The following is a 23,523-nucleotide window of genomic DNA, read 5'->3' as shown; positions in this document are numbered from 1 at the left end:
CGAATTTTCAGCAATCTTATGTCAGCCTTGTTGACTTTCCAAGACTCAACTGATAGCGAGCGGTGAATTTTACGCAATATTATGTCCGATACGGGCCTAAGCAGCGCAATTTTCGCAAATCGCAACCCCAGAGGGGAAAAGAAAAGGACAAAGGCCATGACTGGCTACGACGACCGCGACGGCGTTATCTGGATGGATGGGAAACTGGTGCCGTGGCGCGACGCCAATGTGCACATCCTGACCCATGCCCTGCATTACGCCTCGGCGGTATTCGAAGGCGAGCGGGCCTATGGCGGAAAGATCTTCAAGTCGCGCGAGCATTCCGAACGCCTGAGACGGTCGGCCAACATGCTGGACTTCGAGATCCCCTATACGGTCGACCAGATCGAGGACGCCAAGGCCGAGGTGATGAAGGCGAACGGGATGACCGACTGCTATGTGCGTCCGCTGGCGTGGCGCGGGTCGGGCCCGGACATGGGCGTGGCCTCGGAACAGAACCCGGTCCGGATGGCGGTCGCCGTCTGGGAATGGGGCGCCTATTACGGGGCGGCCAAGATGAAGGGCGCCAAGCTCGACATTTCCAAATGGAAGCGCCCGAGCCCCGAAACCGTGCCGAGCCAGGCCAAGGCCTCGGGGCTTTACATGATCTGCACCATGTCCAAGCATGCGGCGCACGCCAAGGGCTGCACCGACGCGATGATGTTCGACTATCGCGGCTATGTGGCCGAGGCGACCGGCGCGAACATCTTCTTCGTCAAGGACGGCGAGGTGCATACGCCCAAGGCCGACTGTTTCCTGAACGGGCTGACCCGTCAGACCGTGATCGAGCTGCTGCACGACAAGCAGATCAAGGTGCATGAGCGGCATATCGAGGCCTCGGAACTGGAAGGCTTCGAACAATGCTGGCTGACCGGCACTGCGGCCGAGGTGACCCCGGTGGCCGAGATCGGCGACTATAATTTCGAGGTCGGCGCGCTGACCCACGACATCGCCGAGACCTACGAGAAACACGTCCGCGCCTGAGGCGCGGACCGGGTCGCGCGCATCAGCCCTGGGGGGTGACCCCCTTGCGCGCGCGGCCCCGCTCCAGCCCCAGCTGGCGTTCGCGCCAGATGATGAAGACGCCGGCCGCGATGATCAGCCCGGCACCGGTCAGAACCACCGGCGTCGGCGCCTCGGCGAAGACGAAATAGCCGATGACCAGCGCCAGCAGCATCGAGGCATAGTCGAAGGGCGCCACCAGCCCGGCCTCGGCGAAGCGATAGGCCGAGGTCAGGCAGATCTGCGCCACGCCGCCGAGCAGACCCGCCGCCACCAGCATCGTCGCGTCCCAGACAGACGGAACCACCCAGCCCAGCGGGATCGTGAACAGCGACAGCACGGTCGAGGTCACCGAGAACCAGAACACGATGGCCGAGGTCCGCTCGGTCTGCACCAGCTTGCGCACGAAGACCTGGGCCAGCGCCGCGGCGGCAGCCCCGGCCAGCGCGACGATGGCGCCAAGCGACTCGGCGGCGTCCATCCGGTCACCGCCGAAGGCCGACAGCCGCGGGCTGAGCACGACCACCACGCCGACAAGCCCCAGCGCCACCGCCGACAGCCGGAACAGCCGCACCTTCTCGCCCAGGAACATCGCCGCGAAGATCACGACCAGCAGCGGCGCGGCAAAGCCGATGGCGGTGGCCTCGGGCAGCGGCAGGATGCCCAGCGCGGCGAAGTTCAGCCCCATCGCGGTGCCGCCCACCAGCCCGCGCCACAGATGCCCCATCGGATCGCCCGTGCGCAGCCCCGCCCCAAGCTGCCCGGTCGCGCCCAGCCACACCAGGATCACCGGCAGTGCGAAAAGCGAGCGGAAGAACACCGTTTCGCCGGGCGGTACCCCATGTTCGGCCGCGGCCTTGATCAGCGCCGACATCACCACGAACAGCGTGACGGAGATGAGTTTCAGGCCGATGGCGCGGGCAGGATTCATGGGCTGGGCTCGGGTCAGCAGGGGGGCGGCATTTTGTCCATAGACCCGACACACCGCTTTTAGAAGCGTTTTCCCGAAGGACTTGCCCGGCCGCCGGTCAGGCGTCTTTCAGCCGGGCCAGCGCCCAGCGCGCGGCCTCGGCCACCGTGGCATCCGGGTCGTCCGTCAACGGCCCGACCGCCGCCGCCAGAACCGGATCGCCGGAATTGCCGATGGCATAGCAGACATTCCGCACGAAGCGGTCGCGCCCGATCCGCTTGATCGGCGAGCCGGAAAACCGCTCGCGAAAGGCCGTATCGTCGAGCGCCGCGAGGTCCGCCAGCGGCGGTTCGACCAGATCGGGGCGCGCGGCGTATTTCGCCTCGGTCGCGGCGACGGCGAACTTGTTCCAGGGACAGACGCCGAGGCAATCGTCGCAGCCATAGATCCGGTTGCCCAGAAGCGGCCGCAGCGCCGGGTCGACCGGCCCCTTGTGCTCGATCGTCAGGTAGGAAATGCAGCGCCGCGCATCGAGCTGGAAGGGCGCGGGAAAGGCCCCCGTGGGGCAGGCGTCAAGACAGGCGGTGCATTGGCCGCAATGCTGGGTCTCGGGCGCGTCGGGCGGCAGCTCGATCGTGGTGAAGATCGCGCCCAGGAAGAACCAGTTGCCAAGGCTGCGGCCCAGCAGGTTCGTGTGCTTGCCCTGCCAGCCCAGCCCCGCCGCCTGGGCCAGCGGCTTTTCCATCACCGGGGCGGTATCGACGAAGACCTTGATCCGGTGGCCCGGCGCCTCGTCCAGCAGCCAGCGCCCGAGCCGCTTCAGCCGCTTTTTCAGGACGTCGTGATAGTCGCGGTTCTGGGCATAGACCGAAATCGCCGCGCGGTCGGGCCGGTCCAGCGCCGCCAGCGGGTCATGGGTCTGGGTATAAGGCTCGGCGACCATCACCACGGACCGCGCCTCGGGCCAGAGCGCCGCCGGATCGCCGCGCCAGCCCATCCGCTCGGCCATCCAGCCCATCTGGCCATGGCGGCCCTTGGCCACGAATTCGGCCAGCCGCCCGGCCGCCTCGGGGATCGCATCGGGCCGGCAGACCCCCATCGCGGCCAGCCCCTCGTCGCGGGCCCGGGCGGCGAGGCGGTCTTTCAGCGCCGCGCTCAAAAGTCGAGATTCGCGTAATGCCTGGGCGGCGGGAAGCCCGGCACCTGATCGGCCAGGATATTGCGGAAGGCGGGGCGCGACTTGATCTTGGCGTACCAGTCCTTGACCGCCGCGTTCCGGTTCCAGTCCACGTCCGAGATGTAGTCGAGGCAGGACAGATGCGCCGCCGCCGCGAAATCGGCCAGCGTCATCACATCGCCCGCCAGCCAGCGGCGCTGATCCAGAAGCCAGCCCATGTAGTCGAGGTGAAACTTGATCGCCGCCGCCCCGGCCTTGACGTTGCGGCTGTCGGGATAGCCCGCCTTGGTGACCTTCTTGTTCACCCGTTCATACAGCAGCTTCGAGGTCACCTCGTGGTGGAACTTGTCGTCGAACCAGCAGACCAGCCGCCGCGCCTCGCAGCGCTCGACCGGGCCGCCGGGCAGCAGTTTCGGGTCGGGATAGACCTCGTCGAGAAATTCGCAGATCGCCTGGCTTTCGGCCATCGTGCGGCCGTCCATCCGCAGCACCGGCACCTTGCCGGCCGGGTTGCGCCGCATGAAATCGGCGTCGCGTTCCCAGTAGCGTTCCTCCACCAGTTCGACCTCGATCCGCTTCTCGGCCATCACCAGGCGGACCTTGCGGCAGAAGGGCGACAACGGCATGTGGTAGAGACGGTTCATTCGGACGTCCTGACGGTTGACCTGACGGCCTTCATGGCCCCTCGGCCCCCGATTTTCAACTCTCGAAACAGTTCGACCGGCCATCGGCCCGGATCGTGGCGGCGCCCTCCTCGACCTGCGCGGCCCGGCGCCGAAGCGTCGGCGACAGATGCGCGGGATCGCGCTCTTTCGGGTTGGGCAGCAACACCGCCAGCCGCGCGGCCTGGGCCGGGGTCAGCCTGGCGGGCGGGATGCCGTAATAATGCCAGGCGGCGGCGTCGATGCCAAAAACGCCCTCGCCGAACTCGGCCACGTTCAGATAGACCTCGAGGATACGACGCTTGGACCAGGTCAGCTCGACCAGCGGCGTCAGCACCGCCTCGAGCGCCTTGCGCGGCCAGCTGCGGCCCTGCCAGAGATAGACGTTCTTGACGGTCTGCTGGCTGATGGTCGAGGCGCCATAGCTGCCACCGGCCTCAAGCGCGCCGCGGATCGCGCCCATGTCGAACCCCCAATGCAGGCAGAAATTCGCGTCTTCGGCGGCCACCGCCGCGCGCTGCATCACCGGCGCGATGTCGCGCATCCGTGCCCATTGCTGGTCGATCTCGCCCAGGCGCATGCGTTCGGACATCATGGTGGGGGTGGTTGGCGGGTTGATCAGGCTTGGCGCGACCAGCCCGAGGGCCACGAGCGCGAGACCCGCAAGGGCCCCGCGCCGGGCCGTGCGGCGCAGGCGCCGGGCCAGCGGCAGGGGGGAGGCCGCAACCTTCGGCGCGCGCCGCGCAGTCTTCTTTCCGGTGCTCTTCGTCGCCTTTGCCATGCCCGCGTGATAGCCGAGCCCGCAGCGCTTGGCCACCGCCCCGCAAGGCCCGTCGTTGCCGGGGCGCCGCGGCGACGAGAGCCCCGGGGTCAGGCCACCTTGTCGCGGGTCCGCTCAAGCACCTCGCGCAGCGTTGCCTCGTCTTCCTTCGACAGCGAGGTGCGCAGGATGCGGCCCTCGGCATCGACCTCGCGCAGCCGCTCGATCACGCGGTCGCCGGTGGCCTTGCGCACCAGGACGAACAGCGCCGAACTGCCGGGGGTCAGTTTCTCGCCCAGCTCCTTCATGAAATCGTCGTCGATTCCGATGTCGCTGAGCGCGCCGCCGATGGCGCCTGCGCCCGCGCCCACCGCGAGCCCCAGGAGCGGGTTGAGGAACAGAAGCCCGATCAGAAGCCCCCAGAACGACCCGCCCACGGCGCCCGCCGCGGTCAGGTTCACCGCCTGGTGCAGCTTGACCTTGCCCTCGTCGTTGCGGGTCACGACAACCACGTCTTCCATGTCGAGCAGGTAATCCTTCTGCATCCGGACCAGTTCGCCCCGCATGTCGAAGGCCTTGCTTTCATCGTCGAAGGCCACGGCAATCAGATCGGCCATTTCAACCTCCTTTTACAGTTTCAATTACCAAAGGAGGTGGGGCCGCGAGGCCTGCCGAGAAACCCGTCGCGGGATCAAAAACGAGTGACCCCCGCGCACCTTTCGGCGGCGGGGGTCCTCATCTTCAGGCTCAAACAGGCTTTATTCCGCCGGAACCGCGCGTTCTTCGTTGCCCAGCGGATGGGTCAGGTGCGGCAGCATCTCGCGCGGGCAGACCTGCAGGAAGTTGCCCTTTTCCAGCTCCCAATGGGCGAGGATATCACGCGCCTTGGGGCTGCCGGTCTCTTCGGCATGGCGCGAGATCAGGCCTTTCAGCTCGGCCTCCCAGTGCTGGACCGCGACCTTGCAGGTGATCAGCGTCTCGGGGTTGATCTTCAGCGACGCCTCGCCCTCGGGATCGTAGAGATAGGCCATGCCGCCGGTCATGCCCGCGCCGAAGTTGGCGCCGATGGTGCCGAGGATCACGGCAATCCCGCCGGTCATGTATTCGCACCCGTTCGAGCCGCAACCCTCGACCACCACCTTGGCGCCCGAGTTCCGCACGGCAAAGCGTTCGCCCGCCCGGCCCAGCGCAAAGAGATGCCCGTCGGTCGCCCCGTACAGCACGGTATTGCCGATGATGGTGTTCTCGGAGGCCACCAGCGGCGAGCTGAGCGGCGGGCGCACCACGATGATCGCGCCCGACAGACCCTTGCCGACATAGTCGTTGGCATCGCCCGCGACGATGATCTTCAGCCCCGGCGCCCCGAACGCCCCCAGCGACTGCCCGGCACTGCCCGCAAGTTTCACGGTCAGATGGTCGGGCTGCAGCTTGTTGCGCATGCCGAAGCGCTGGACGATGTGGCTGGACACCCGGGTGCCGATGGTCCGGTGGGTGTTCCGCACCGCATAGCTGACCTGCATCTTCTCGCCATCCTCGAAGAACGGGGCGGCATCGCGCAGGATCTCGGCGTCAAGCGCATCCGGCACCTCGGTCCGCGGCCGGCTGCGGTCGAGGGTCGGGCGGTCGTTGGCATCGACCTGGATCAGCAGCGGGTTCAGGTCGAGGTCGTCGAGGTGGGCAGAGCCGCGGCTGATCTGGGTCAGCAGGTCCGACCGGCCGATGATCTCGTCCATGGACCGCGCGCCGATCTGGCTGAGCAGCTCGCGCACTTCCTGGGCGTAGAAGGTGATGAGGTTCACCACCTTGTCGGCATTGCCGGTGAACTTGCCACGCAGCTTTTCGTCCTGGGTGCAGACGCCCACCGGGCAGGTGTTCGACTGGCACTGGCGGACCATGATGCAGCCCATGGCGATCAGCGCGGCGGTGCCGATGCCATATTCCTCGGCCCCCATCATCGCCGCCATGACGATGTCGCGCCCGGTGCGCAGCCCGCCATCGGTCCGAAGCGTCACCCGCTCGCGCAGGTTGTTCATCGACAGCACCTGATGCGCCTCGGTCAGGCCCATCTCCCAGGGCAGACCGGCATATTTGATCGAGGTCGCGGGCGAGGCGCCGGTGCCGCCGTTATGGCCCGAGATCAGGATCACGTCGGCCTTGGCCTTGGCCACACCGGCGGCGATGGTGCCGACGCCCGAAGAGGCCACCAGCTTGACCGTCACCTTGCAGCGCGGGTTGATCTGCTTGAGATCGTAGATCAGCTGCGCCAGGTCCTCGATCGAGTAGATGTCGTGATGCGGCGGCGGCGAGATCAGGGTCACGCCCTTGGTCGAATGCCGCAGACGCGCGATCAGGTCGGTGACCTTCATCCCCGGAAGCTGGCCGCCCTCGCCGGGCTTGGCGCCCTGGGCCACCTTGATCTCAAGCTCTTCGCAGTGGTTCAGGTATTCGGCGGTGACACCGAACCGGCCCGAAGCCACCTGCTTGATCTTGGCCGAGGGGTTGTCGCCGTTGGGTTCCGGATAGAAATGCGCCGGGTCCTCGCCGCCCTCGCCCGAGTCGGACTTGGCGCCGATCCGGTTCATCGCGACGTTCAGCGTCTTGTGCGCCTCGGGGCTGAGCGCCCCCAGCGACATGCCGGGCGTCACGAAGCGCTTGCGGATCGAGGTGATCGATTCGACCTCGTCCAGCGGCACCGGCTTGCCCAGCGACTTGATGTCGAGCAGATCGCGCAGATGGATCGGCGGGGTCGAGCGCATCGCGGCCGAATACTGCTTCCACACCTCGAAAGACGCCGTGTTGCAGGCCTGTTGCAGCATGTGCATGTTGCTGGCTTCCCAGGCGTGACGTTCGCCGGTGCGGCGGGCCTTGTAGAAACCGCCGATCGGCAGCACATCCTGGCCGCCCTTCCAGCCCAGCCGGTGCACCTCTTCCAGCTTGCGCTGGATGCCGGTGACGCCGATGCCGGAAATGCGGCTGTGCATGCCCGGGAAATACTCGGCGCACATCGCGCGCGACAGCCCCACGGCCTCGAAATTGAGCCCGCCGCGATAGGACGAGATCACCGAGATGCCCATCTTGGACATGATCTTCAAAAGGCCCAGATCGATGGCCTTGCGGTAATGGCCGACGGCCTCGGTCAGGCTGCAATCCAGCAGGCCGCGCTTGATGCGGTCGGCCAGCGTGTCCTCGGCCAGATAGGCGTTCACCGTGGTGGCGCCGCAACCGATCAGCACCGCGAAGTAATGCGGATCGACGCATTCGGCAGACCGCACGTTCAGCGAGCAGAAGGTCCGGAGCCCCTTGCGGGTCAGCCAGCTATGCACCGCCGAGGTCGCGAGGATCATCGGCATCGCGACCTTGTCCTCGCCCTGATGGTGGTCGGTCAGCACGATATGGCCCGCGCCCGAACGCACCGCGTCCTCGGCCTCGTTGCGGATGCGTTGCAGCCCGAGGCGCAGCGCCTCGGGTCCCGCGCCCGGCGGGAAGGTGCAGTCGATCTCGGCCATCGGCACCGAGAAGTGCTTCACCAGCTCGTCGAACTGCGCGTTGCCGAGGAACGGGCTTTCCAGGATCACGATCCGGGTCTGGCTGCCATCCTCGTCAAGCACGTTGCGCAGGTTGCCGAAGCGCGTCTTCAGGCTCATCACCCGGTATTCGCGCAGACTGTCGATCGGCGGATTCGTCACCTGGCTGAAGTTCTGCCGGAAGAAATGGCTGAGCGGGCGGTATTTCTCGGACAGGACCGCCGAGGGCGTGTCGTCGCCCATCGACGCCAGCGCCTCCTTGCCGTCCTCGGCCATCGGCATCAGGATCGATTCGATTTCCTCGATGGTGTAGCCCGCCGAGATCTGCCGCCGGCGCAGGTCCGCCCCGTCGAACAGCGGCTTTTCGGACACCGCGGTCAGCACCTCGTCGATCTCGGTCACCTTGTCGAGCCATTCGCCAAACGGTTGGGTGGCCGCCATCATGTCCTTGATTTCGCTGTCGCGCAGCAGCTTGCCCTCGGTCATGTCGACCGCGATCATCTGCCCCGGGCCCAGCGCGCCCTTCTCGCGGACGGTGGCCTCTTCGGTCGGGACCATGCCGCTTTCGGACCCGGCGATCAGCAGGCCGTCGCCGGTGACGACATAGCGCATCGGGCGCAGGCCGTTCCGGTCGAGACCGGCACAGACCCAGCGGCCGTCGGTCATGGCCAGGGCGGCCGGACCGTCCCAGGGCTCCATCACCGAGTTCACATAGGCATACATGTCGCGCCAGGACTGTTTCAGCTCGACCGTCTGCTGCGACCAGGCCTCGGGCACCAGCATGGTCTTGGCCATCGGCGCGTTGCGGCCCGCACGAACCAGAACCTCGAACACGGAATCGAGCGCGGCCGAGTCCGAAGACCCTTGCGCCACGATCGGCTTGATGTCTTCGGCAAGCTCGCCGAAGGCCGAGGACGCCATCCGGATCTCGTGGCTTTTCAGCCAGTTGAGGTTGCCCTTCAGGGTGTTGATCTCGCCGTTATGGGCCAGCATGCGGAACGGCTGGGCCAGCCACCATTGCGGGAAGGTGTTGGTCGAATAGCGCTGGTGATAGATCGCGAAGGCCGATTCGAACCGGTCGTCCTTGAGGTCGGGATAGAACTCGGCGACCTGCTCGGCCAGCATCATGCCCTTGTAGATCAGCGACCGGCAGCTCAGCGAACAGATGTAAAGCGAAGGCACCTGGGCGGCGGCGGCGGCCTTCTCGATCCGGCGGCGGATGACGTAAAGCTCGCGCTCGAAGGTCTCTTCATCGACATCCTTGGAATTCGAGATCAGGATCTGTTCGATCTCGGGCCGGGTCGCGTTGGCCTTCTCGCCCAGGACGTCGATATTCACCGGAACGTGGCGCCAGCCGTAGATATAGTAGCCCATGCGCAGGACTTCGGTCTCGACGATGGTCCGGCAGACCTCCTGCGCGCTGAAATCGGTGCGCGGCAGGAAGACCTGGCCCACGGCGATCAGACGGTCGGCATGGGGCTCGTGGCCGGTGCGGCGGATCTGGTCGTAGAAGAACGGCACCGGGATCTGCACATGGATGCCCGCGCCGTCGCCGGTCTTGCCGTCGGCATCGACCGCGCCGCGGTGCCAGACCGCCTTCAGCGCGTCGATCCCGTTCTCGACGACCTTGCGCGAGGGCTTGCCGTCGATGGCAACGACCAGACCCACGCCACAGGACGAATGTTCGTCTTCGGGGCTGTAAAGACCGTGTTCGGCCACGAAAGCCCGCTTGGCTTCTTCCCGGGCGACCCAGGCGGCATCGTATTTGGTCATTTCTGTTCTCCTTCGGAGCCCGTCGAGCCCATGCTCATTCCGTCTGCGGCGGCGGCCATCATCTGGGCCTCGGTCAACCGCACGTGATCGCCGGCGAAGGCATAGCCGCCGGGTTTGCTGTCGATATAGACCTCCGAGCTCAGCGGCAGGTCGCGGGTGCCCTCGAACAGCCCGGCCGACACGAAGCAATGCCCCTTGTGCGCGCCTTCGGCGGTGAAGGCGTACCAGAGCGACGAGCCGCAGTCCGAGCAGAAGGCGCGCTCGGCCCATTGCGACGAGGCATAGGTCTTGACCGGACCCTCGGCCCGGATCGGCTGCGTGGTATGGACCGCCATCAGCGGCCCCGAGGTCCATTTGCGGCACATCCCGCAATGGCAGACGCCAAGCACCTGCTGCGCCGGTTCGATCTCGACCGTGACGGCGCCGCAGAGACAGTGCCCCTTCAGAGTGGTGTCCGACATCGGCTGGCCCCCTATTCCGCGGCGACCTGGGCGGGCTGCGCCAGGAAGTCGAGAATGCTGTCGGCCGCCTCGCGCCCGTCGCGGATCGCCCAGACGACAAGGCTTGCGCCGCGCACGATGTCGCCGACCGCGAAGACGCCCGGCAGCGAGGTCTCGTGGCTGCGGAAATCGGCCTTCACGGTGCCCCAGCGGGTCACTTCCAGCGCGTCCTCGCCCCAAAGCGCGGGCAGGTCCTCGGGCTCGAAGCCCAGCGCCTTGATCACCAGATCGGCAGGCTCGACATAATCGGCGCCCTCGATCACCTCGGGCGATTGCCGCCCAGAGGCATCCGGCGGGCCAAGCCGCATCTTCTGAACCATGACCGAGGTCACCGGATCGCCGGCAAAGCCCTTCGGCGCCGAGAGCCAGACGAAATCGACGCCCTCCTCCTCGGCATTCTGAACCTCGCGCTGCGAGCCCGGCATGTTGGCGCGGTCGCGGCGGTAAAGGCATTTGACGCTGACCGCGCCCTGCCGGATCGCGGTGCGCACGCAGTCCATGGCGGTATCGCCGCCGCCGACCACGATCACCCGCTTGCCCTCGGCGTTCAACTCGCCCGACAGGTATTCCGGCACCTCGTCGCCAAAGCTGACCCGGTTCGAGGCGGTCAGGTAATCCAGCGCGGCAACGATGCCCTGGGCACCCGCGCCGGGGCCGGTCAGGTCGCGGCCCTTGTAGACGCCGGTCGCGATCAGCACCGCGTCATGCTTGCCGCGGATCGCGTCGAAGCTGATATCGGTGCCGACATTGCAGTTCAGCACGAACTCGACACCGCCCTGTTCCAGCTGCGCCACGCGGCGCATGACGATGTCCTTTTCCAGCTTGAAGCCGGGAATGCCATAAGTCAGCAGCCCGCCCGCCCGGTCGTGCCGGTCATAGACGGTCACCTGAAGGCCCGCGCGCCGAAGCCGGTCGGCCGCCGCCAGCCCGCCCGGGCCCGCGCCGATGATGCCCACGCTTTCGCTGCGGTCTTCGGCAGGCGCGATCGGCGGCACCCAGCCTTCGTCCCAGGCGGTGTCGGTGATGTACTTCTCGACCGCGCCGATGGTCACGGTGCCGTGGCCGGACTGCTCGATCACGCAATTGCCTTCGCACAGCCGGTCCTGCGGACAGATCCGCCCGCAGATCTCGGGGAAGGTGTTGGTGGCCTGGCTCATCGCATAGGCCTCTTCCAGACGGCCCTCGGCGGTCAGCCGCAGCCAGTCGGGGATGTTGTTGTGCAACGGACAGTGCGACTGACAGAACGGCACGCCGCACTGGCTGCAGCGCGAGGCCTGCTCGGCGGCCTTCTCGGCCGCGAATTCGGCGTAGATTTCGTCGAAATCCTTCGCGCGGTCACCGGCCTCGCGTTTCTCCGGCGTCTCTTTCGCCACGCGGACGAACTGAAGCATCTTTTGCTGCGCCATTGCCTTTCCTTCCAGGATGGGTCGGGACCTTCGGGACGCTTCTATACGAAGGAAGCTCATCCATTAAAAGTCAGCAATGCTGTCTTATTTGCAAGAAATTTCGCTCTCATCTCCGCCCACCCTGCGGCAAACCGCTTTTTTAGGTCAGCACGTATTCCCTATGGCGAAGTCTTCCCTTTCCGAATCACGCCCCTATGCTGGGCGCCATCCTGAACCTCCGGGCCATCCCATGACGCTTTTCCACCTGTTTCTGATCGCGGTGATCCAGGGCATCACCGAGTTTCTTCCGATTTCCTCTTCGGGCCACCTGATTCTGCTGCCGGGCCTGACCGGCATGGCCGACCAGGGCCATATCATCGACGTGGCGGTGCATGTCGGCACGCTCGCGGCGGTCGTTCTTTACTTCCGGAAGGATGCGATGCTGGCCCTGGGCGGCCTGACCCGGGTCGCGCGCGGCAAGATCGACACGCCCGGCGCCTTTCTGGCGCTGTGCCTGATCGTGGCCACCATTCCGGTGATGGCGGTCGGGCTGGTGCTGGAACTGACCGGGCTTGAGGACATGATGCGCAGCATCGCGGTGATCGGCTGGACCATGCTGATCTTCGGCCTCGTTCTGTGGGTCGCGGATACCCGCTTTCCCGAGACCCGCAAGGCCAATACCTGGACGCTGAAACACGCCATCATCCTGGGCCTGTGGCAGGTGGTCGCGCTGATCCCCGGCACCTCGCGGTCGGGCATCACCATCACCGGGGCGCGGATGCTGGGCTATGACCGGGTCGGCGCCGCGCGGCTGTCGATGCTGATGTCGATCCCGACGATCCTGGCCTCGGCGGTGCTGGTCGGCGGCAAGGCCGCGGCCGAGGCCGACATGGCGGTGCTGCGCGACGGCGCCATCGCCGCGGGCTTTACCTTCGTCTCGGCGCTGATCGCGCTGGCCGTGATGATGCGGCTGGCCCGGTCGATCAGCTTCACGCCCTATGTGGTCTACCGGGTGATCCTCGGCCTCGTCCTGCTGTGGATCGCCTATACCTGATCAGGGACGCAGCCGCTTGGCCGCCTCGCGGATTTCGTAGAACTGACCCGCGGGGCGGTAGCGCCAAAGATATTCCGGCAACACCGCCTCCATCGCGGTGGGCTGGATGCCCAGTTCGGCCAGCCCCGGCATGCCCTCGCCCACGACATTGTCGCGCCCGAGATTGCGCACCTGGTCGCGGGTCACGACCTTGTTGTCCAGAAGCCCCAGCGACAGCGACTGCACCAGATCGAAGACCGTCCCCATCGCGGCACCCAGCGCCAGCGGCAGCGGCAGCACGATCCGGTTCGGACGGCCGATCACTTCAAGCATCTCTTCCATCAGTTCGCCGAAGCTCCGCACCTCGGGGCCGCCCAGTTCGTAGATGCCCGGCGCGGCCTCGCCCATCGCGGCTTTCGCCGCAGCGGCGGCAACGTCGTCGACATAGACCGGCTGGAACCGGGTGAAATAGCCGACCACCGGCAGAACCGGCGAGAACCGCGCCATCTGCGCGAAGCGGTTGAAGAACTGATCCTCGGGACCGAACACCAGCGAAGGCCGCAGGATCACCGCGTCGGGAAAGCTCTCGCGCACCGCCGCCTCGCCGCGCCCCTTGGTTTCGGAATAGGCGCTGTCCGACTCGATATCGGCACCGATCGCCGAGATCTGCACCAGCCGCGTCACCCCGGCCGCCCGTGCCTCTTCGGCGATGTGAAGCGCGCCGTAATGCTGCACCAGCCCGAAGGTGTTGCGCCCCGATTCGGCAAGGATGCCGACGCAGTTCACCGCCGCCTCGGCCCCCTGCAGCGCCAGCCGGACCGAGTCGCGGTCGCGGACATTGCACAGCACGGGTTCGACCTGCCCCACCGCGCCATAAGTGCGCACGAACAGCGCCTCGTTCGGACGCCGCACCGCCACGCGTACCCGCCAGCCCGCGCGGGCCATGCGCCGCGCGACGTAGCGGCCGACAAATCCCGACCCGCCGAAGATGGTGACCAGCTTGGACATGGAGAGACGCCTCCTTGGCATATGATGGTATGCAACCGAATATAGGGGCCGGGCGCCCCAAGCAAGAGATCGTATCGCGAGGCAAAAATCGCCGTTGACACCGTCTGCGGCCACCTATAGATCACCGCCTCACGACACCTGCCCAGGTGGCGGAATTGGTAGACGCGCTAGCTTCAGGTGCTAGTGTTCGCAAGGACGTGGAGGTTCGAGTCCTCTCCTGGGCACCAACCCCAAAAGCCGGGGAATCATCCCCTAAAGTCAGGGGAAGACGTGGCGAATTACCTACATTCCAAAGACTTGCCCGACGGTCTCGATCTCGGGCCCGTGGTGGCCATCGACTGCGAGACGATGGGGCTGAACCCGCATCGCGACCGGCTGTGCCTGGTGCAGATGTCGTCGGGCGACGGCGACGCGCATATGGTGCAGATCGCGCAGGGCCAGACCGAGGCCCCGAACCTGACCCGGATGCTGGCCGATCCGAAAACGCTGAAACTTTTCCATTTCGGCCGATTCGACATCGCGATTTTGCAGCACACGTTCGGCGTGACCACCGCGCCGGTCTATTGCACCAAGATCGCCTCGAAGCTGGTGCGCACCTATACCGACCGGCATGGGCTGAAATACCTGCTGCAGGAACTGCTGGACATCGACATCTCGAAACAGCAGCAAAGCTCGGACTGGGGCGCCGCGTCGCTGAGCCCGGCACAACTCGACTATGCCGCCTCGGACGTGCTGTACCTGCACCGGCTGAAAGAGACCCTGGACGGCATGCTGGCCCGCGAGGGCCGCAGCGAGATGGCCCAGGCCTGCTTCGATTTCCTGCCGACCCGGGCCCGGCTCGATCTTTCCGGTTGGCCCGAGACCGACATCTTCGCACATTGAGACCATGACGCCCGAAACCTGCCTGTCCATCGGCCGCCGCGTTCTGCGGATCGAGGCCGACGCCGTCCATCGCCTGGCCGAGAGCCTCGACCAGGACTTCACCCGCGCGGTCGAAACCATCCTTGGCGCCACCGGACGGGTCATCGTCTCGGGCATGGGCAAGTCGGGCCATGTCGCGCGCAAGATCGCGGCGACCTTCGCCTCGACAGGCACGCCCGCGCATTTCGTCCACCCCGCCGAAGCCAGCCATGGCGATCTGGGCATGGTGGCGCGGGGCGATGTCTGCCTCGTGCTGTCGAATTCCGGCGAGACGCCCGAGCTGGCCGATATCGTCGCCTATACCCGCCGCTTCGGGATTCCGCTGATCGGCGTCGCGGGCAAGCCGGGCAGCACGCTTTTGCGCCAGGCCGACGTGGCGCTGGTGCTGCCGCCCGCCGACGAGGCCTGCCCGATGGGGCTGGCGCCCACCACCTCGACCACGATGACGCTTGCACTGGGCGATGCGCTGGCCGTGGCGCTGATGGAGCACCGCCAGTTCACCCCCGAGCATTTCCGCGAATTCCACCCCGGCGGCAAGCTGGGGGCGCGGCTGTCGACCGTCGCGGACCTGATGCATTCGGGCGAGGACATCCCGCTGGTGCCGGTGGGCACTGCGATGGCCGAGGCGCTGATCGTGATGAGCCGCAAGAGCTTTGGCGTCGTCGGCGTGACCGACATCGACGGACGGCTGGCCGGGATCGTCACCGATGGCGACCTGCGCCGCCACATGACGGGCCTGCTGGAGCGCAGCGTCGAGGAGGTGATGACCGCGAACCCGCTGACCATCGCCCCCGACGTGCTGGCCGAAAAGGCGGTCGCGGTGATGAACGACCGCAAGATCACCTGTCTTTTTGCGGTCGAGACCGGTCGCCCCGTCGGCATCCTGCATATCCACGACTGCCTGCGCGCCGGGGTCGCATGACATATGCGGTCCTATGACAACGCCTATTCCCGGTTCATCGCAGCGGCCAAGATCGTGTTTCCGCTGGCCGCGCTGGGGCTGTTGTCGACCCTGTTCCTGATTTCGCGCGACCATGGCAGCGCCGGCACCGGCGACGGCCTGCCCTATGCCAAGGTCGAGATCGACGACCTGCTGCGCCAGCAGCGGCTGGGCGCGCCCAACTATGCCGGTGTCACCCGCGACGGCACCGCGATCTCGATGCGGGCCGACTCGGCCCGGTCGGACCCAGACCGGCCCGGCCGCGGCGAGGCCCAGGCGATGCAGGCACGGCTGACCCTGCCCGATGGCAGTTCGGCCGAGATCGAGGCCGATACCGGGTCGATCGACACCTCGGATCAGGTGGCGGTACTGGAGGGCGACGCGCGGATCTCGACCTCGACCGGCTACACCATCGAGACCGACCGCCTGCGGTCGGCCTTCGCGGACACCAATGTCGAGGCGGACGGCCCGGTCACCGCCAACGGACCGCCCGGCCGGATCGAGGCAGGCAGCATGACGCTCAGCGCCGACCCCGCGGACAAGGGCAGGTATCTTCTGGTTTTCAAGGACGGCGTGAGGCTGATATATGAGCCCGAGCATTAGGGGAAAGGGTCCGGTCGTGTCGATACGCGGTCGTCTGGCGGCGCTTGCGCTGGTCTTGGCTGTTCCGGTGGCCGCCTGGGCGCAGGGCGCCCAGATCGCCTTCGGGTCGCTCGATCACGATGCGTCGCTGCCCGTCGAGGTCACGGCCGAAAGCCTGAGCGTCGATCAGGGCGATGGCACTGCCGTCTTCAGCGGCGATGTCGTCGTGGGGCAGGGCACGCTGCGCCTTTCGGCCGCGCGGGTGCTTGTGGTCTACGGCTCGGGCGGCGCAGGCAGCGGCAAGATCTCGCGGCTCGAAGCCTCGGGCTCGGTGGTTCTGGTGCTGGGCGAGGATGCGGCCCAGGCGCAGGAGGCCGTCTACAGCATCGACACCGCCACCATCGTCATGACCGGCGACGTGCTGCTGACCCAGGGCGACAACGCCGTCGAGGGACAGCGGCTGGAGGTCGATCTGAACCGCGGCACCGGCGCGATGGAGGGTCGCGTGCGGACCGTGCTGACCCCGGCCTCGGACAAGCCGTGATGGCGGACGGTGCCGCAGCCTTTGGTTTCGCAGAGCCCGGCGGCGGGCTGCGGGTCGTCGACCTGCGCAAGAGCTATCGCCGCCGACCCGTGATCCGCGATGTCAGCCTCAGCCTCGACCGGGGCGAGGTGGTCGCGCTGCTCGGCCCGAACGGATCGGGCAAGACCACCTGCTTCTATGCCGTCGCCGGTCTGCTGACCCCCGAGGGCGGCAAGGTCCTGCTGGACGGCCGCGACGTGACCACGCTGCCGATGTATCGCCGCGCGCGGCTGGGCATCGGTTATCTGCCGCAGGAAGTCTCGATCTTCCGCGGGCTCGATGTCGAGGACAACATCAAGGCGGTGCTCGAAATCGTCGAGCCCGACCGCCACAAGCGCCGCGAGCGGCTCGAAGAACTGCTGTCGGAATTTTCCATCGAACATCTGCGCCGCGCGCCCGCCCTGTCGCTGTCGGGCGGGGAACGGCGCCGGGTCGAGATCGCGCGCTGCCTCGCGGCCAATCCCCGCTACCTCCTGCTCGACGAGCCCTTCGCCGGCGTCGATCCGATTGCCGTGGGCGAGATTCGCAACCTGGTCGCCGACCTCAAGACCCGGGGAATCGGGGTGCTTATCACCGATCACAATGTCCGCGAAACGCTGGAGATCGTTGATCGCGCCTATATCCTGCACGACGGCAAGGTGCTGATGAGCGGCACCACCCAGGAGGTGATCCGCGACGAGAACGTGCGCCGGGTCTACCTTGGCCAGAGCTTCCGGATCACCTGAGGCCCGGGCATGCAGGCCGTCTTCTTCCCGCCTTTTCCGCGACCTTGGCCGGGTTTTGCCGAACCGACCGGCAGGACCGCCGCCAAGTCGCTGCCATGGCCGCCCGTCGCGTCAGCTTTCGGGCCGGTCGCGCGGACCGGCGCTGCCGCAGCGCAGCGCGGCGAGGGCGTTGACATGGCGGGGGGACCTGTCGCCAAATACGCGCGATGCCTGCCCCGTCCGCCATCCATCCGACGCCCGCGCCAAAAGGGCCGCAGACAGGGATACGCTTCCTTGTTGCCGTTGACCCCGCCGCGCCCCGGCCTTAACGGAGTGCAACCCTGCGCCTGCAGGCAATCTCAGGAGGAACAATGCTGTACCAGATCAGCGGCAAACAGATCGACATCGGCGAGGCTCTGCAGACCCATGTCAAGGACGAGCTGAGCGCTGCCGTCTCGAAGTATGCCGACCGGCCGACCGATGCCAACGTGGTGTTCTCGCGGAACGCGCATCAATATGTCTGCGAGGCGACGGTGCACCTGTCGACCGGCCTGACCGCTCAGGCGAGCGCCCATGCCACCGAGATCTACGCCGCTTTCGACAGCTGCTGCGACAAGATGGAAAAACAGCTGCGCCGCCACAAGCGCCGGCTGAAGGACCATCACCGCGATCGTTCGGAACCGGTGGAACTTTCCGGCGGTTCGGCGTATATCCTCGCAGCGACGGACGAAAATGACGAGTCCGACAACCTGCAGCCGATGATCATCGCCGAGATGGAAACCCAGATTCCGTCGATCTCGGTCGGTGAGGCGGTCATGCAGATGGAGCTGAAGGGCGCGGCCCTCCTGGTGTTCCGGAACGAGAAGACCGGCAACATCAACGTCGTGTATGCCCGCGAAGACGGGAACGTGGGCTGGATCGAACCCTGACCCGCAGCTGACACTGCCGCGTCCGTTATCCGGGCGCGGCGCGTCCGAAGCGAGAGGCCTATGCAGCTATCCACGCTCATCACGCCGGAAGCCGTTCGCGTCTTCGGCACCATGTCCAGCAAGAAACGCCTGTTCCAGGAGCTTGGCGAGGTCGCCCACGCCGCCTATGCGCTGCCCTCGGGCACCGCCGTCGACGCCCTGCAGGAACGCGAGAGCCTCGGGCCGACCGGGGTGGGACAGGGCGTGGCCCTGCCCCATGCCCGGCTGTCCGGCATCGACCGGGTCCGGGGCGCCTTCATCCGGCTGGAAAAAGCGATCGATTTCGGGGCGGTCGACCGCCAGCCGGTCGATCTGATCTTCGCGCTGTTCGCGCCGCTCGATTCCGGCGTCGATCACCTGAAGGCGCTGGCGCTGGTGTCGCGCACGCTGCGCGACGGCACCGTCTGCGCCAAGCTGCGCGCCAATACCGACCCGGCCACGCTGCATGCGGTGCTGACCGAGGCGGCGGCGTCGCAGGCGGCCTGACCTGGCCGGGCCAGCCCCCAAAGCCGAATCTCAGGAAATCGCGGCGGCAGGCTTCGGCCGCCGCCGCGTTCAGGTCCGCGACATGGATCGCGGCTAGGGGAACCGGCCCGACCGGCGCCGGATCGGGCAGCGCCGGGGCCGCTTGCCCGAGACTTGCGGCAAGCTCGGCCGATCGCAGCCCAGCGTCCCGGCGTGGATGATCCGGTCGGGCAGCAGCGATTGCGCCATGCCCTCCGGCAGAACCGATTGCGACGCCCAGGACGGATCGACGCGCAGCGCGCTCTGGCCGCCAAGCTGGCCCTTGAGGAAGGTCAGAAACCCAAGAAACGCCGCCCGGTGCGCAGCCGCATCATAGCCCGGCCCGCCGGGTCCGCCCTCGGGCAGCGGCACCCCGTAAAGCTCGCGCAGCGCCCGGCATAGCCGCGGGAAGCTGTCCGGACCGACCGGCAGGACATGGCGGCAAAAGGCGCGATGCGCCCGCTCCTGCGGATGGCCGATCACGGTAAAGCTGCGATGGCCCGGATGGCGCCGCAGCCAGTCGTCCAGCGTCTTGCGGGTAAAGCCCCGCCGCAGCGCCTCGGGGCCGAGCCCGTCCAGCGCGGCCAGCCAGGCCTCGATCTCTGCCACCGGCCCGCCCGGCACCGGAAGGGACAGAAGCGGGCTTCGGGGCGCAGCCACATGGCGCCGCAGGGCAGGTCCGGGCCGCGGCTCGAAGAGGTTTTCATCAAACAGCGCGCAAGGGTCGGGATCGGCCAGCGCGCGCGTCATCTCGTCGAAATTCTCGACCCGCGCCGAAAGCGGCCCGGGGTTCTGATTTTTCAGCCGGGGGGGCGCGGCGTCCAGCCGGGCGTCGGTTTCCAGGAAGGCCAGCAGGCCGTTCAGCACCTCGACATCGGCGATCTGGCCATAGCCGATCCGGAACGGGGTCTGGCCCGCAACCTGAAGCCTGCGCGTCAGCTGCGCCCGGAAGGCGCCCAGCCGATCGAACCGGTCGGCGAATTCCGCGGGACCGAACCGCACCCGCACCTGGGGCGCGCGGAGGATATCGAGAAAGGCGGCCTCGATCCTCTGCAGCTCGGCTGCGCGCTTGCGCAGCACGGCAAAATCCTGCCCCGACCGAAAAAGCGGCACCGTCCAGGCCCCGGTCGCCACCGCGATATGGGCATTGCGGTCGATGGCCAGAGGCCAGGCGATCTCTTGCCGGTCGGCCGGTCCGAACATGAAGCACTGGCGTTCGCCGCGCCCGGCCCAGATCAGGTTGCGCAGAAAGCCGACCGGATCGTAGTCGCGCCGCGCTGTCGCATCGGAGATTCCGCCCGAAAAGGACGCCCCGCCGCCCGCGAATTCGGCCCGTTCCGGCGCGAACAGGTGCCCATGCGCGCGGGCCCCGGCATGGCGTTCGAACCAGGGCTCGAGATCTTCGAAAAACTCGTCAAAGCCCTGCAGGACGGAAAACGGTGCGCATGTCGTGGCATGGGCCCAGTCCGGGCTGGGCAGGCGGCTTTGCATGACAAGCCCGGGCCGCCCCCCGCACGCGCCGGTCATCCGCCGCCGTCAGCATCCGGTCGAGCCGCGCCGGATCGGGCTCGGCCGCCCCGCGCGACGGCAGACCCGGATCGAGGAAGGTATCGTAAAGCCAGTCCGCCCCGGGCCAGATCCTGCGGGCGACGAAACAGTCCGACCGACGCAAAAGCTGCAGGTGATCGTCGTAGAAGACGAAGGGCCGCCCCTGCCGGTTGAACCGCGACAGCGTCAGCGACCGGCTTTCGACCCGGCGGCCGTGGCGGCACACCAGCCTCTGGAGATAGCTTTCGTCCGGGATCCAGACCCGGCGGAAATAGCGGTCGATCCGGCGCCGGACCGGATCGGTCAGGATCGCGGTCAGCGTGCGCCGGGTCAGGCACCACCATTGCGAGCCCGGATGCGGCTCGGCCCCGGCGGGAGGGCGGCGCCCCCCAGCCGCCGCGGCAGCGCGACGTGGCAGTCGAACACCCGGCGATGCCGTTTCCAGGCGAAGGGAAAGCTCAAGGAAAAGCGCTCGGTGCTAAGCCCGCCCATCGCCCAGGGGGCCTCGTCGGCGGTAACGGATTCGAAGACGTCGGTCTCGGGCCGCGCGGCGAGACAGGCGGTCAGGTCGGCCGCAGGGCGCAGGACGCAGGGCGCAGCGGCAGGCAGGCGCCCGATGCCAGATAGACGGCCGATCTCGGGAACGGCGGCCAGCGCCAGCTCGACCGCCGCCAGCGTGGCCCGCACGATGGCCCAGGAGCCCCATTCGCAGCGGTGGCGGGCGCAGAAGCGCACATTGGCCAGCCCGGCCAGCGGCTGTCGCATGGCCACGACCTCGGCCCCGGGCACCCGGCCTCGGCCCAGTGCCGCGCCACGGCGGCGGCCCGGTCGAGCGCGGTATGCACGATCATGACAAAGCCGACGCTCATGCCCAGTTGCCCTGCGAAATCAGTCCCGGCAGGTCCAGCTGGCGCCAGCCTGCATATGTCTCGGACCCGTCGCACCAAGGCTCTGCCCCCCGATCCAGACCGGTGCGGTCGGCGCGGTATTCGCGGCCGCCGGCATAGTGCTGTCGGCGCTCGGCCTCTTCGGCGGCCTTGACGGCGAAACATCCAGAAACGTCGCGTGCAGCACCGCGCCGCAGGCCTTTTCGCCGCCGGTCTCGTCCTGGACGAGGTTCGGCCCGCGCGGCAGCAGCCGGTGGGTCGAGCTGGTATAGGCATAGGGGCGGCGCCAGCGCACCAGCGGGATCTTGTTCAGCGTGGGCGCGCGGGCCGCCCTGAATCCACAGATTGCGATAGGTGGAGTCCTTCCGGAATCTGTAGCTGCCGCTGTCGAACCAGCAGGCGATCTCGAACGGGTCCCGCCCGGCGTGATCGCGCGCGGCGCCGATCAGCCCCTTCGGATAGGTGTCGACCCGCATCGCCCCGAAGGACCGGCCCCCGCGCGCAGTCGAACCCGTCGGTCAGCGCCCGCAGAGGCCGCGTATCGCAATGGGGATAGACCGGAAACGCGTCCACATCGACGGTCAGCGCCCAATGGCCGTGCCCGCAGCGGCTCAGCAGCCCGTTCAGCCAGTCGATACCGAAATGCGCCTGCCGGTAGCTTGCCCCGGTGGTCCAGAGCGACAAATCGGCTGGTCCCGCAACAATGCCCGCGACCCGTCTCCGGACCCTGTATCGATGATCGCGAAGTGGTCGATGCCAAGCCGACGGTAACAGGTCAGGAAATAGGGAAGCCGCACCGCCTCGTTGCGCAGGCAGACACAGGCCAGAAGCGCGCCGGGGGCGGATCTGCACCGTCCGGTCGGCGGCAGACCGCAACTGGCACCGCGCGCGCCGTGCCCGCAGTTTCCAGAGCTCGCGTTCGAGCCTGAGCCGATATATGGAGATGGCGCCCAAGCGGCCTCCTGCCGGTCCCCGTCGGATCGGGCCCAATGGAAACCGCCCAGACCTTTCTTAAAGCGCACCCGGCGGCGCCCAGTGCCTGCCCGCGATCAGCCCCAGCGCCTGCAACTGACGCCAGTTGCGGAACCGCACGGACCGGGCATCGGCCCGAATCGGGTCGGCACGGATCGCGTCGCAATGGGCGCATAGCGGCCGGGATGGGTGAAATGCCGACAACGGATCTTGCCTCGGCCAATTCCGCCAGCGCGAGGTCCAGGAACTTGCTGTGCAGAAGCGCGCCGCTGGGCGCGTCCCGCCGCGCATCGAAGCCCGCATTCAGGCGGCGCGGCAAGGCGATGCGGATCGAGCTGACATCGACATGGCCGCGCCTCCAGAGAATCAGCGGCGTCTTGTGCAGATGCGGCGCGCTCGGGCGCGTCGGCGAGGAAGGCCCGCCGCCGGACGCCCCTGCGGATCGAGACCCCGGCCTAGCGGCGCTGGCGGTCCCAGAGATAGCCCTCGGCATCGAACAGCGGCAGCACGTCTAGCGGATCGGCCCCGGGCGCACGGCGGGCCGAGGACAGCGAGCCTTCGGGGTGAAGCTCCAGCATCAGCGCGGCCAGCTTCGGGATGCGGCGGGCGTCGAGCCAGGCGTTCAGTGCGCGCAGGCCAAGGCTGTCATGGCGCGGAAAGACCAGCACTTCGTCGGCATCGGGCGTCAGGCACCAGTGCCCCGCCCCGTGGCGGGTCAGGAACCAGGTCAGCCGGTCCATGCCGAAGTGCGCCGCGCGATAGGACGCCTCGCTGCGCCAGACCGAAACGTCGGCGGCGTCGGCCAGAAGCCGCGGCGTGGCGTCGGTGCTGGCATTGTCGACGATCAGGAACTGGCTGACGCCAAGCCGCCGGTGATGGTCGAGGAAATAGGGCAGACGCTCGGCCTCGTTCCGGAGGCAGGCGAAGGCGAGGATCGCGGCGGTGCGGTCCGCGGCCGGCCGCAACTCGCCTCGCTTGCGCAGCGCCCGGGCCAGAAGCCGTGCGCGGCGCCAGTGCAGCCGGAGGGCCCACCGGGGCCCGTCCGGGTCGGAAAAAGAGCCTTAGCCCCTGTACCCTTGTGACTGGAACCATTTCCAGGCGTCCTGGATCATGGTGGGGAGGTCGGAGCGTTCGGGGACCC

The 23,523-nt window shown here is 67.4% G+C and carries 23 protein-coding genes, 1 tRNA gene and 1 pseudogene; 10 read left to right on the top strand and 15 right to left on the bottom strand.

Annotated elements, in window-relative coordinates; all coding sequences use genetic code 11:
• The first annotated feature begins 156 nt into the window (after nt 1-156).
• Nucleotides 157-1,023 carry a branched-chain amino acid aminotransferase gene (locus DSD19_RS07360; protein ID WP_075783926.1) on the top strand — a complete coding sequence of 289 codons (867 nt, stop codon included), beginning with the start codon at nt 157-159 and terminating at the stop codon, nt 1,021-1,023.
• A 22-nt stretch (nt 1,024-1,045) separates the two neighbouring features.
• On the opposite strand, the gene DSD19_RS07355 is transcribed toward DSD19_RS07360, so the two are convergent.
• The 8 genes from DSD19_RS07355 to DSD19_RS07320 all read right to left on the bottom strand — a co-directional run bounded on the left by DSD19_RS07355 (nt 1,046) and on the right by DSD19_RS07320 (nt 11,753).
• On the bottom strand, nt 1,046-1,972 hold the full coding sequence (locus DSD19_RS07355) for a DMT family transporter (RefSeq protein ID WP_113669114.1): 927 nt from the start codon (nt 1,970-1,972) through the stop codon (nt 1,046-1,048).
• Nucleotides 1,973-2,069: 97 nt separating this feature from the next.
• Nucleotides 2,070-3,110, bottom strand: a complete 1,041-nt coding sequence (gene queG, locus DSD19_RS07350; RefSeq protein WP_256359740.1) for a tRNA epoxyqueuosine(34) reductase QueG — start codon at nt 3,108-3,110, stop codon at nt 2,070-2,072.
• Nucleotides 3,107-3,772 (bottom strand): glutathione S-transferase family protein, encoded by a 666-nt coding sequence (locus DSD19_RS07345; protein ID WP_113669113.1) that lies wholly within the window; start codon nt 3,770-3,772, stop codon nt 3,107-3,109. The genes queG and DSD19_RS07345 overlap by 4 nt, the downstream gene beginning before the upstream one ends.
• 55 nt (nt 3,773-3,827) lie before the next feature.
• Nucleotides 3,828-4,571 (bottom strand): monofunctional biosynthetic peptidoglycan transglycosylase, encoded by a 744-nt coding sequence (gene mtgA, locus DSD19_RS07340; RefSeq protein WP_113669224.1) that lies wholly within the window; start codon nt 4,569-4,571, stop codon nt 3,828-3,830.
• A gap of 89 nt (nt 4,572-4,660) precedes the next feature.
• Nucleotides 4,661-5,167 carry a DUF1269 domain-containing protein gene (locus DSD19_RS07335; protein WP_108028683.1) on the bottom strand — a complete coding sequence of 169 codons (507 nt, stop codon included), beginning with the start codon at nt 5,165-5,167 and terminating at the stop codon, nt 4,661-4,663.
• A 141-nt stretch (nt 5,168-5,308) separates the two neighbouring features.
• Nucleotides 5,309-9,847: a glutamate synthase large subunit gene (gene gltB, locus DSD19_RS07330; RefSeq protein WP_113669112.1), complete on the bottom strand. Its 4,539-nt coding sequence runs from the start codon at nt 9,845-9,847 to the stop codon at nt 5,309-5,311.
• A complete protein-coding gene (locus DSD19_RS07325; RefSeq protein WP_207802429.1) occupies nt 9,844-10,308 on the bottom strand; it encodes a GFA family protein in 465 nt (154 codons plus the stop codon). The genes gltB and DSD19_RS07325 overlap by 4 nt, the downstream gene beginning before the upstream one ends.
• An 11-nt stretch (nt 10,309-10,319) precedes the next feature.
• A complete protein-coding gene (locus DSD19_RS07320) occupies nt 10,320-11,753 on the bottom strand; it encodes an NAD(P)-dependent oxidoreductase (RefSeq protein ID WP_113669111.1) in 1,434 nt (477 codons plus the stop codon).
• Nucleotides 11,754-11,982: 229 nt separating this feature from the next.
• Here DSD19_RS07320 and DSD19_RS07315 point away from each other — a divergent pair, with 229 nt between their 5' ends.
• Nucleotides 11,983-12,786 (top strand): undecaprenyl-diphosphate phosphatase, encoded by an 804-nt coding sequence (locus tag DSD19_RS07315; protein WP_075783933.1) that lies wholly within the window; start codon nt 11,983-11,985, stop codon nt 12,784-12,786.
• Here the strand turns inward: DSD19_RS07315 and DSD19_RS07310 are convergent, their stop codons facing one another.
• Nucleotides 12,787-13,773, bottom strand: coding sequence for a complex I NDUFA9 subunit family protein (locus DSD19_RS07310; RefSeq protein WP_113669110.1), 987 nt, complete (start codon nt 13,771-13,773; stop codon nt 12,787-12,789).
• A 140-nt stretch (nt 13,774-13,913) separates the two neighbouring features.
• Here DSD19_RS07310 and DSD19_RS07305 point away from each other — a divergent pair.
• From DSD19_RS07305 to DSD19_RS07270, 8 genes are all read left to right on the top strand, one after another.
• Nucleotides 13,914-14,000 (top strand) — tRNA-Leu (locus DSD19_RS07305).
• A 43-nt stretch (nt 14,001-14,043) separates the two neighbouring features.
• Nucleotides 14,044-14,655, top strand: coding sequence for a ribonuclease D (locus DSD19_RS07300; RefSeq protein WP_113669109.1), 612 nt, complete (start codon nt 14,044-14,046; stop codon nt 14,653-14,655).
• A gap of 4 nt (nt 14,656-14,659) precedes the next feature.
• Nucleotides 14,660-15,616 carry an SIS domain-containing protein gene (locus tag DSD19_RS07295; RefSeq protein ID WP_113669108.1) on the top strand — a complete coding sequence of 319 codons (957 nt, stop codon included), beginning with the start codon at nt 14,660-14,662 and terminating at the stop codon, nt 15,614-15,616.
• A gap of 3 nt (nt 15,617-15,619) precedes the next feature.
• Nucleotides 15,620-16,237, top strand: a complete 618-nt coding sequence (gene lptC, locus DSD19_RS07290) for an LPS export ABC transporter periplasmic protein LptC (RefSeq protein WP_113669107.1) — start codon at nt 15,620-15,622, stop codon at nt 16,235-16,237.
• A 22-nt stretch (nt 16,238-16,259) separates the two neighbouring features.
• The gene (lptA, locus tag DSD19_RS07285) at nt 16,260-16,760 is read left to right on the top strand and encodes a lipopolysaccharide transport periplasmic protein LptA (RefSeq protein WP_371412555.1); all 501 of its coding nucleotides are present in this window, start codon (nt 16,260-16,262) and stop codon (nt 16,758-16,760) included.
• Nucleotides 16,760-17,524: an LPS export ABC transporter ATP-binding protein gene (gene lptB, locus DSD19_RS07280; RefSeq protein WP_075783939.1), complete on the top strand. Its 765-nt coding sequence runs from the start codon at nt 16,760-16,762 to the stop codon at nt 17,522-17,524. Before lptA ends, lptB begins: the two co-directional genes overlap by 1 nt.
• Before the next feature lie 350 nt (nt 17,525-17,874).
• Nucleotides 17,875-18,432 (top strand): ribosome hibernation-promoting factor, HPF/YfiA family, encoded by a 558-nt coding sequence (hpf, locus tag DSD19_RS07275; RefSeq protein ID WP_075783940.1) that lies wholly within the window; start codon nt 17,875-17,877, stop codon nt 18,430-18,432.
• A gap of 60 nt (nt 18,433-18,492) precedes the next feature.
• Nucleotides 18,493-18,957 carry a PTS sugar transporter subunit IIA gene (locus tag DSD19_RS07270; protein WP_075783941.1) on the top strand — a complete coding sequence of 155 codons (465 nt, stop codon included), beginning with the start codon at nt 18,493-18,495 and terminating at the stop codon, nt 18,955-18,957.
• A gap of 93 nt (nt 18,958-19,050) precedes the next feature.
• On the opposite strand, the gene DSD19_RS07265 is transcribed toward DSD19_RS07270, so the two are convergent.
• The 6 genes and pseudogenes from DSD19_RS07265 to DSD19_RS07250 all read right to left on the bottom strand — a co-directional run bounded on the left by DSD19_RS07265 (nt 19,051) and on the right by DSD19_RS07250 (nt 23,347).
• Nucleotides 19,051-20,466, bottom strand: coding sequence for a nodulation protein NodH (locus tag DSD19_RS07265; protein ID WP_113669106.1), 1,416 nt, complete (start codon nt 20,464-20,466; stop codon nt 19,051-19,053).
• On the bottom strand, nt 20,390-20,830 hold the full coding sequence (locus tag DSD19_RS22560; protein WP_256359746.1) for a hypothetical protein: 441 nt from the start codon (nt 20,828-20,830) through the stop codon (nt 20,390-20,392). The genes DSD19_RS07265 and DSD19_RS22560 overlap by 77 nt, the downstream gene beginning before the upstream one ends.
• Before the next feature lie 23 nt (nt 20,831-20,853).
• On the bottom strand, nt 20,854-21,288 hold the full coding sequence (locus DSD19_RS21310; RefSeq protein WP_133260382.1) for a hypothetical protein: 435 nt from the start codon (nt 21,286-21,288) through the stop codon (nt 20,854-20,856).
• Between the two features lie 100 nt (nt 21,289-21,388).
• Nucleotides 21,389-21,886, bottom strand: a complete 498-nt coding sequence (locus tag DSD19_RS22730) for a hypothetical protein (protein WP_371412557.1) — start codon at nt 21,884-21,886, stop codon at nt 21,389-21,391.
• 100 nt (nt 21,887-21,986) lie between these two features.
• A pseudogene (locus DSD19_RS22725) lies at nt 21,987-22,207 on the bottom strand (glycosyltransferase family 2 protein); the annotation flags it as partial.
• 630 nt (nt 22,208-22,837) lie between these two features.
• Nucleotides 22,838-23,347, bottom strand: a complete 510-nt coding sequence (locus tag DSD19_RS07250; protein ID WP_165828080.1) for a glycosyltransferase family 2 protein — start codon at nt 23,345-23,347, stop codon at nt 22,838-22,840.
• Nucleotides 23,348-23,523 lie beyond the last annotated feature (176 nt).

The organism is Rhodovulum sp. BSW8, assembly GCF_003314725.1.
Classification (GTDB): domain Bacteria; phylum Pseudomonadota; class Alphaproteobacteria; order Rhodobacterales; family Rhodobacteraceae; genus Rhodovulum; species Rhodovulum visakhapatnamense.
Note: the sequence above shows the minus strand (reverse complement) of the source record. Positions and strands in the feature narration are given on the sequence as shown.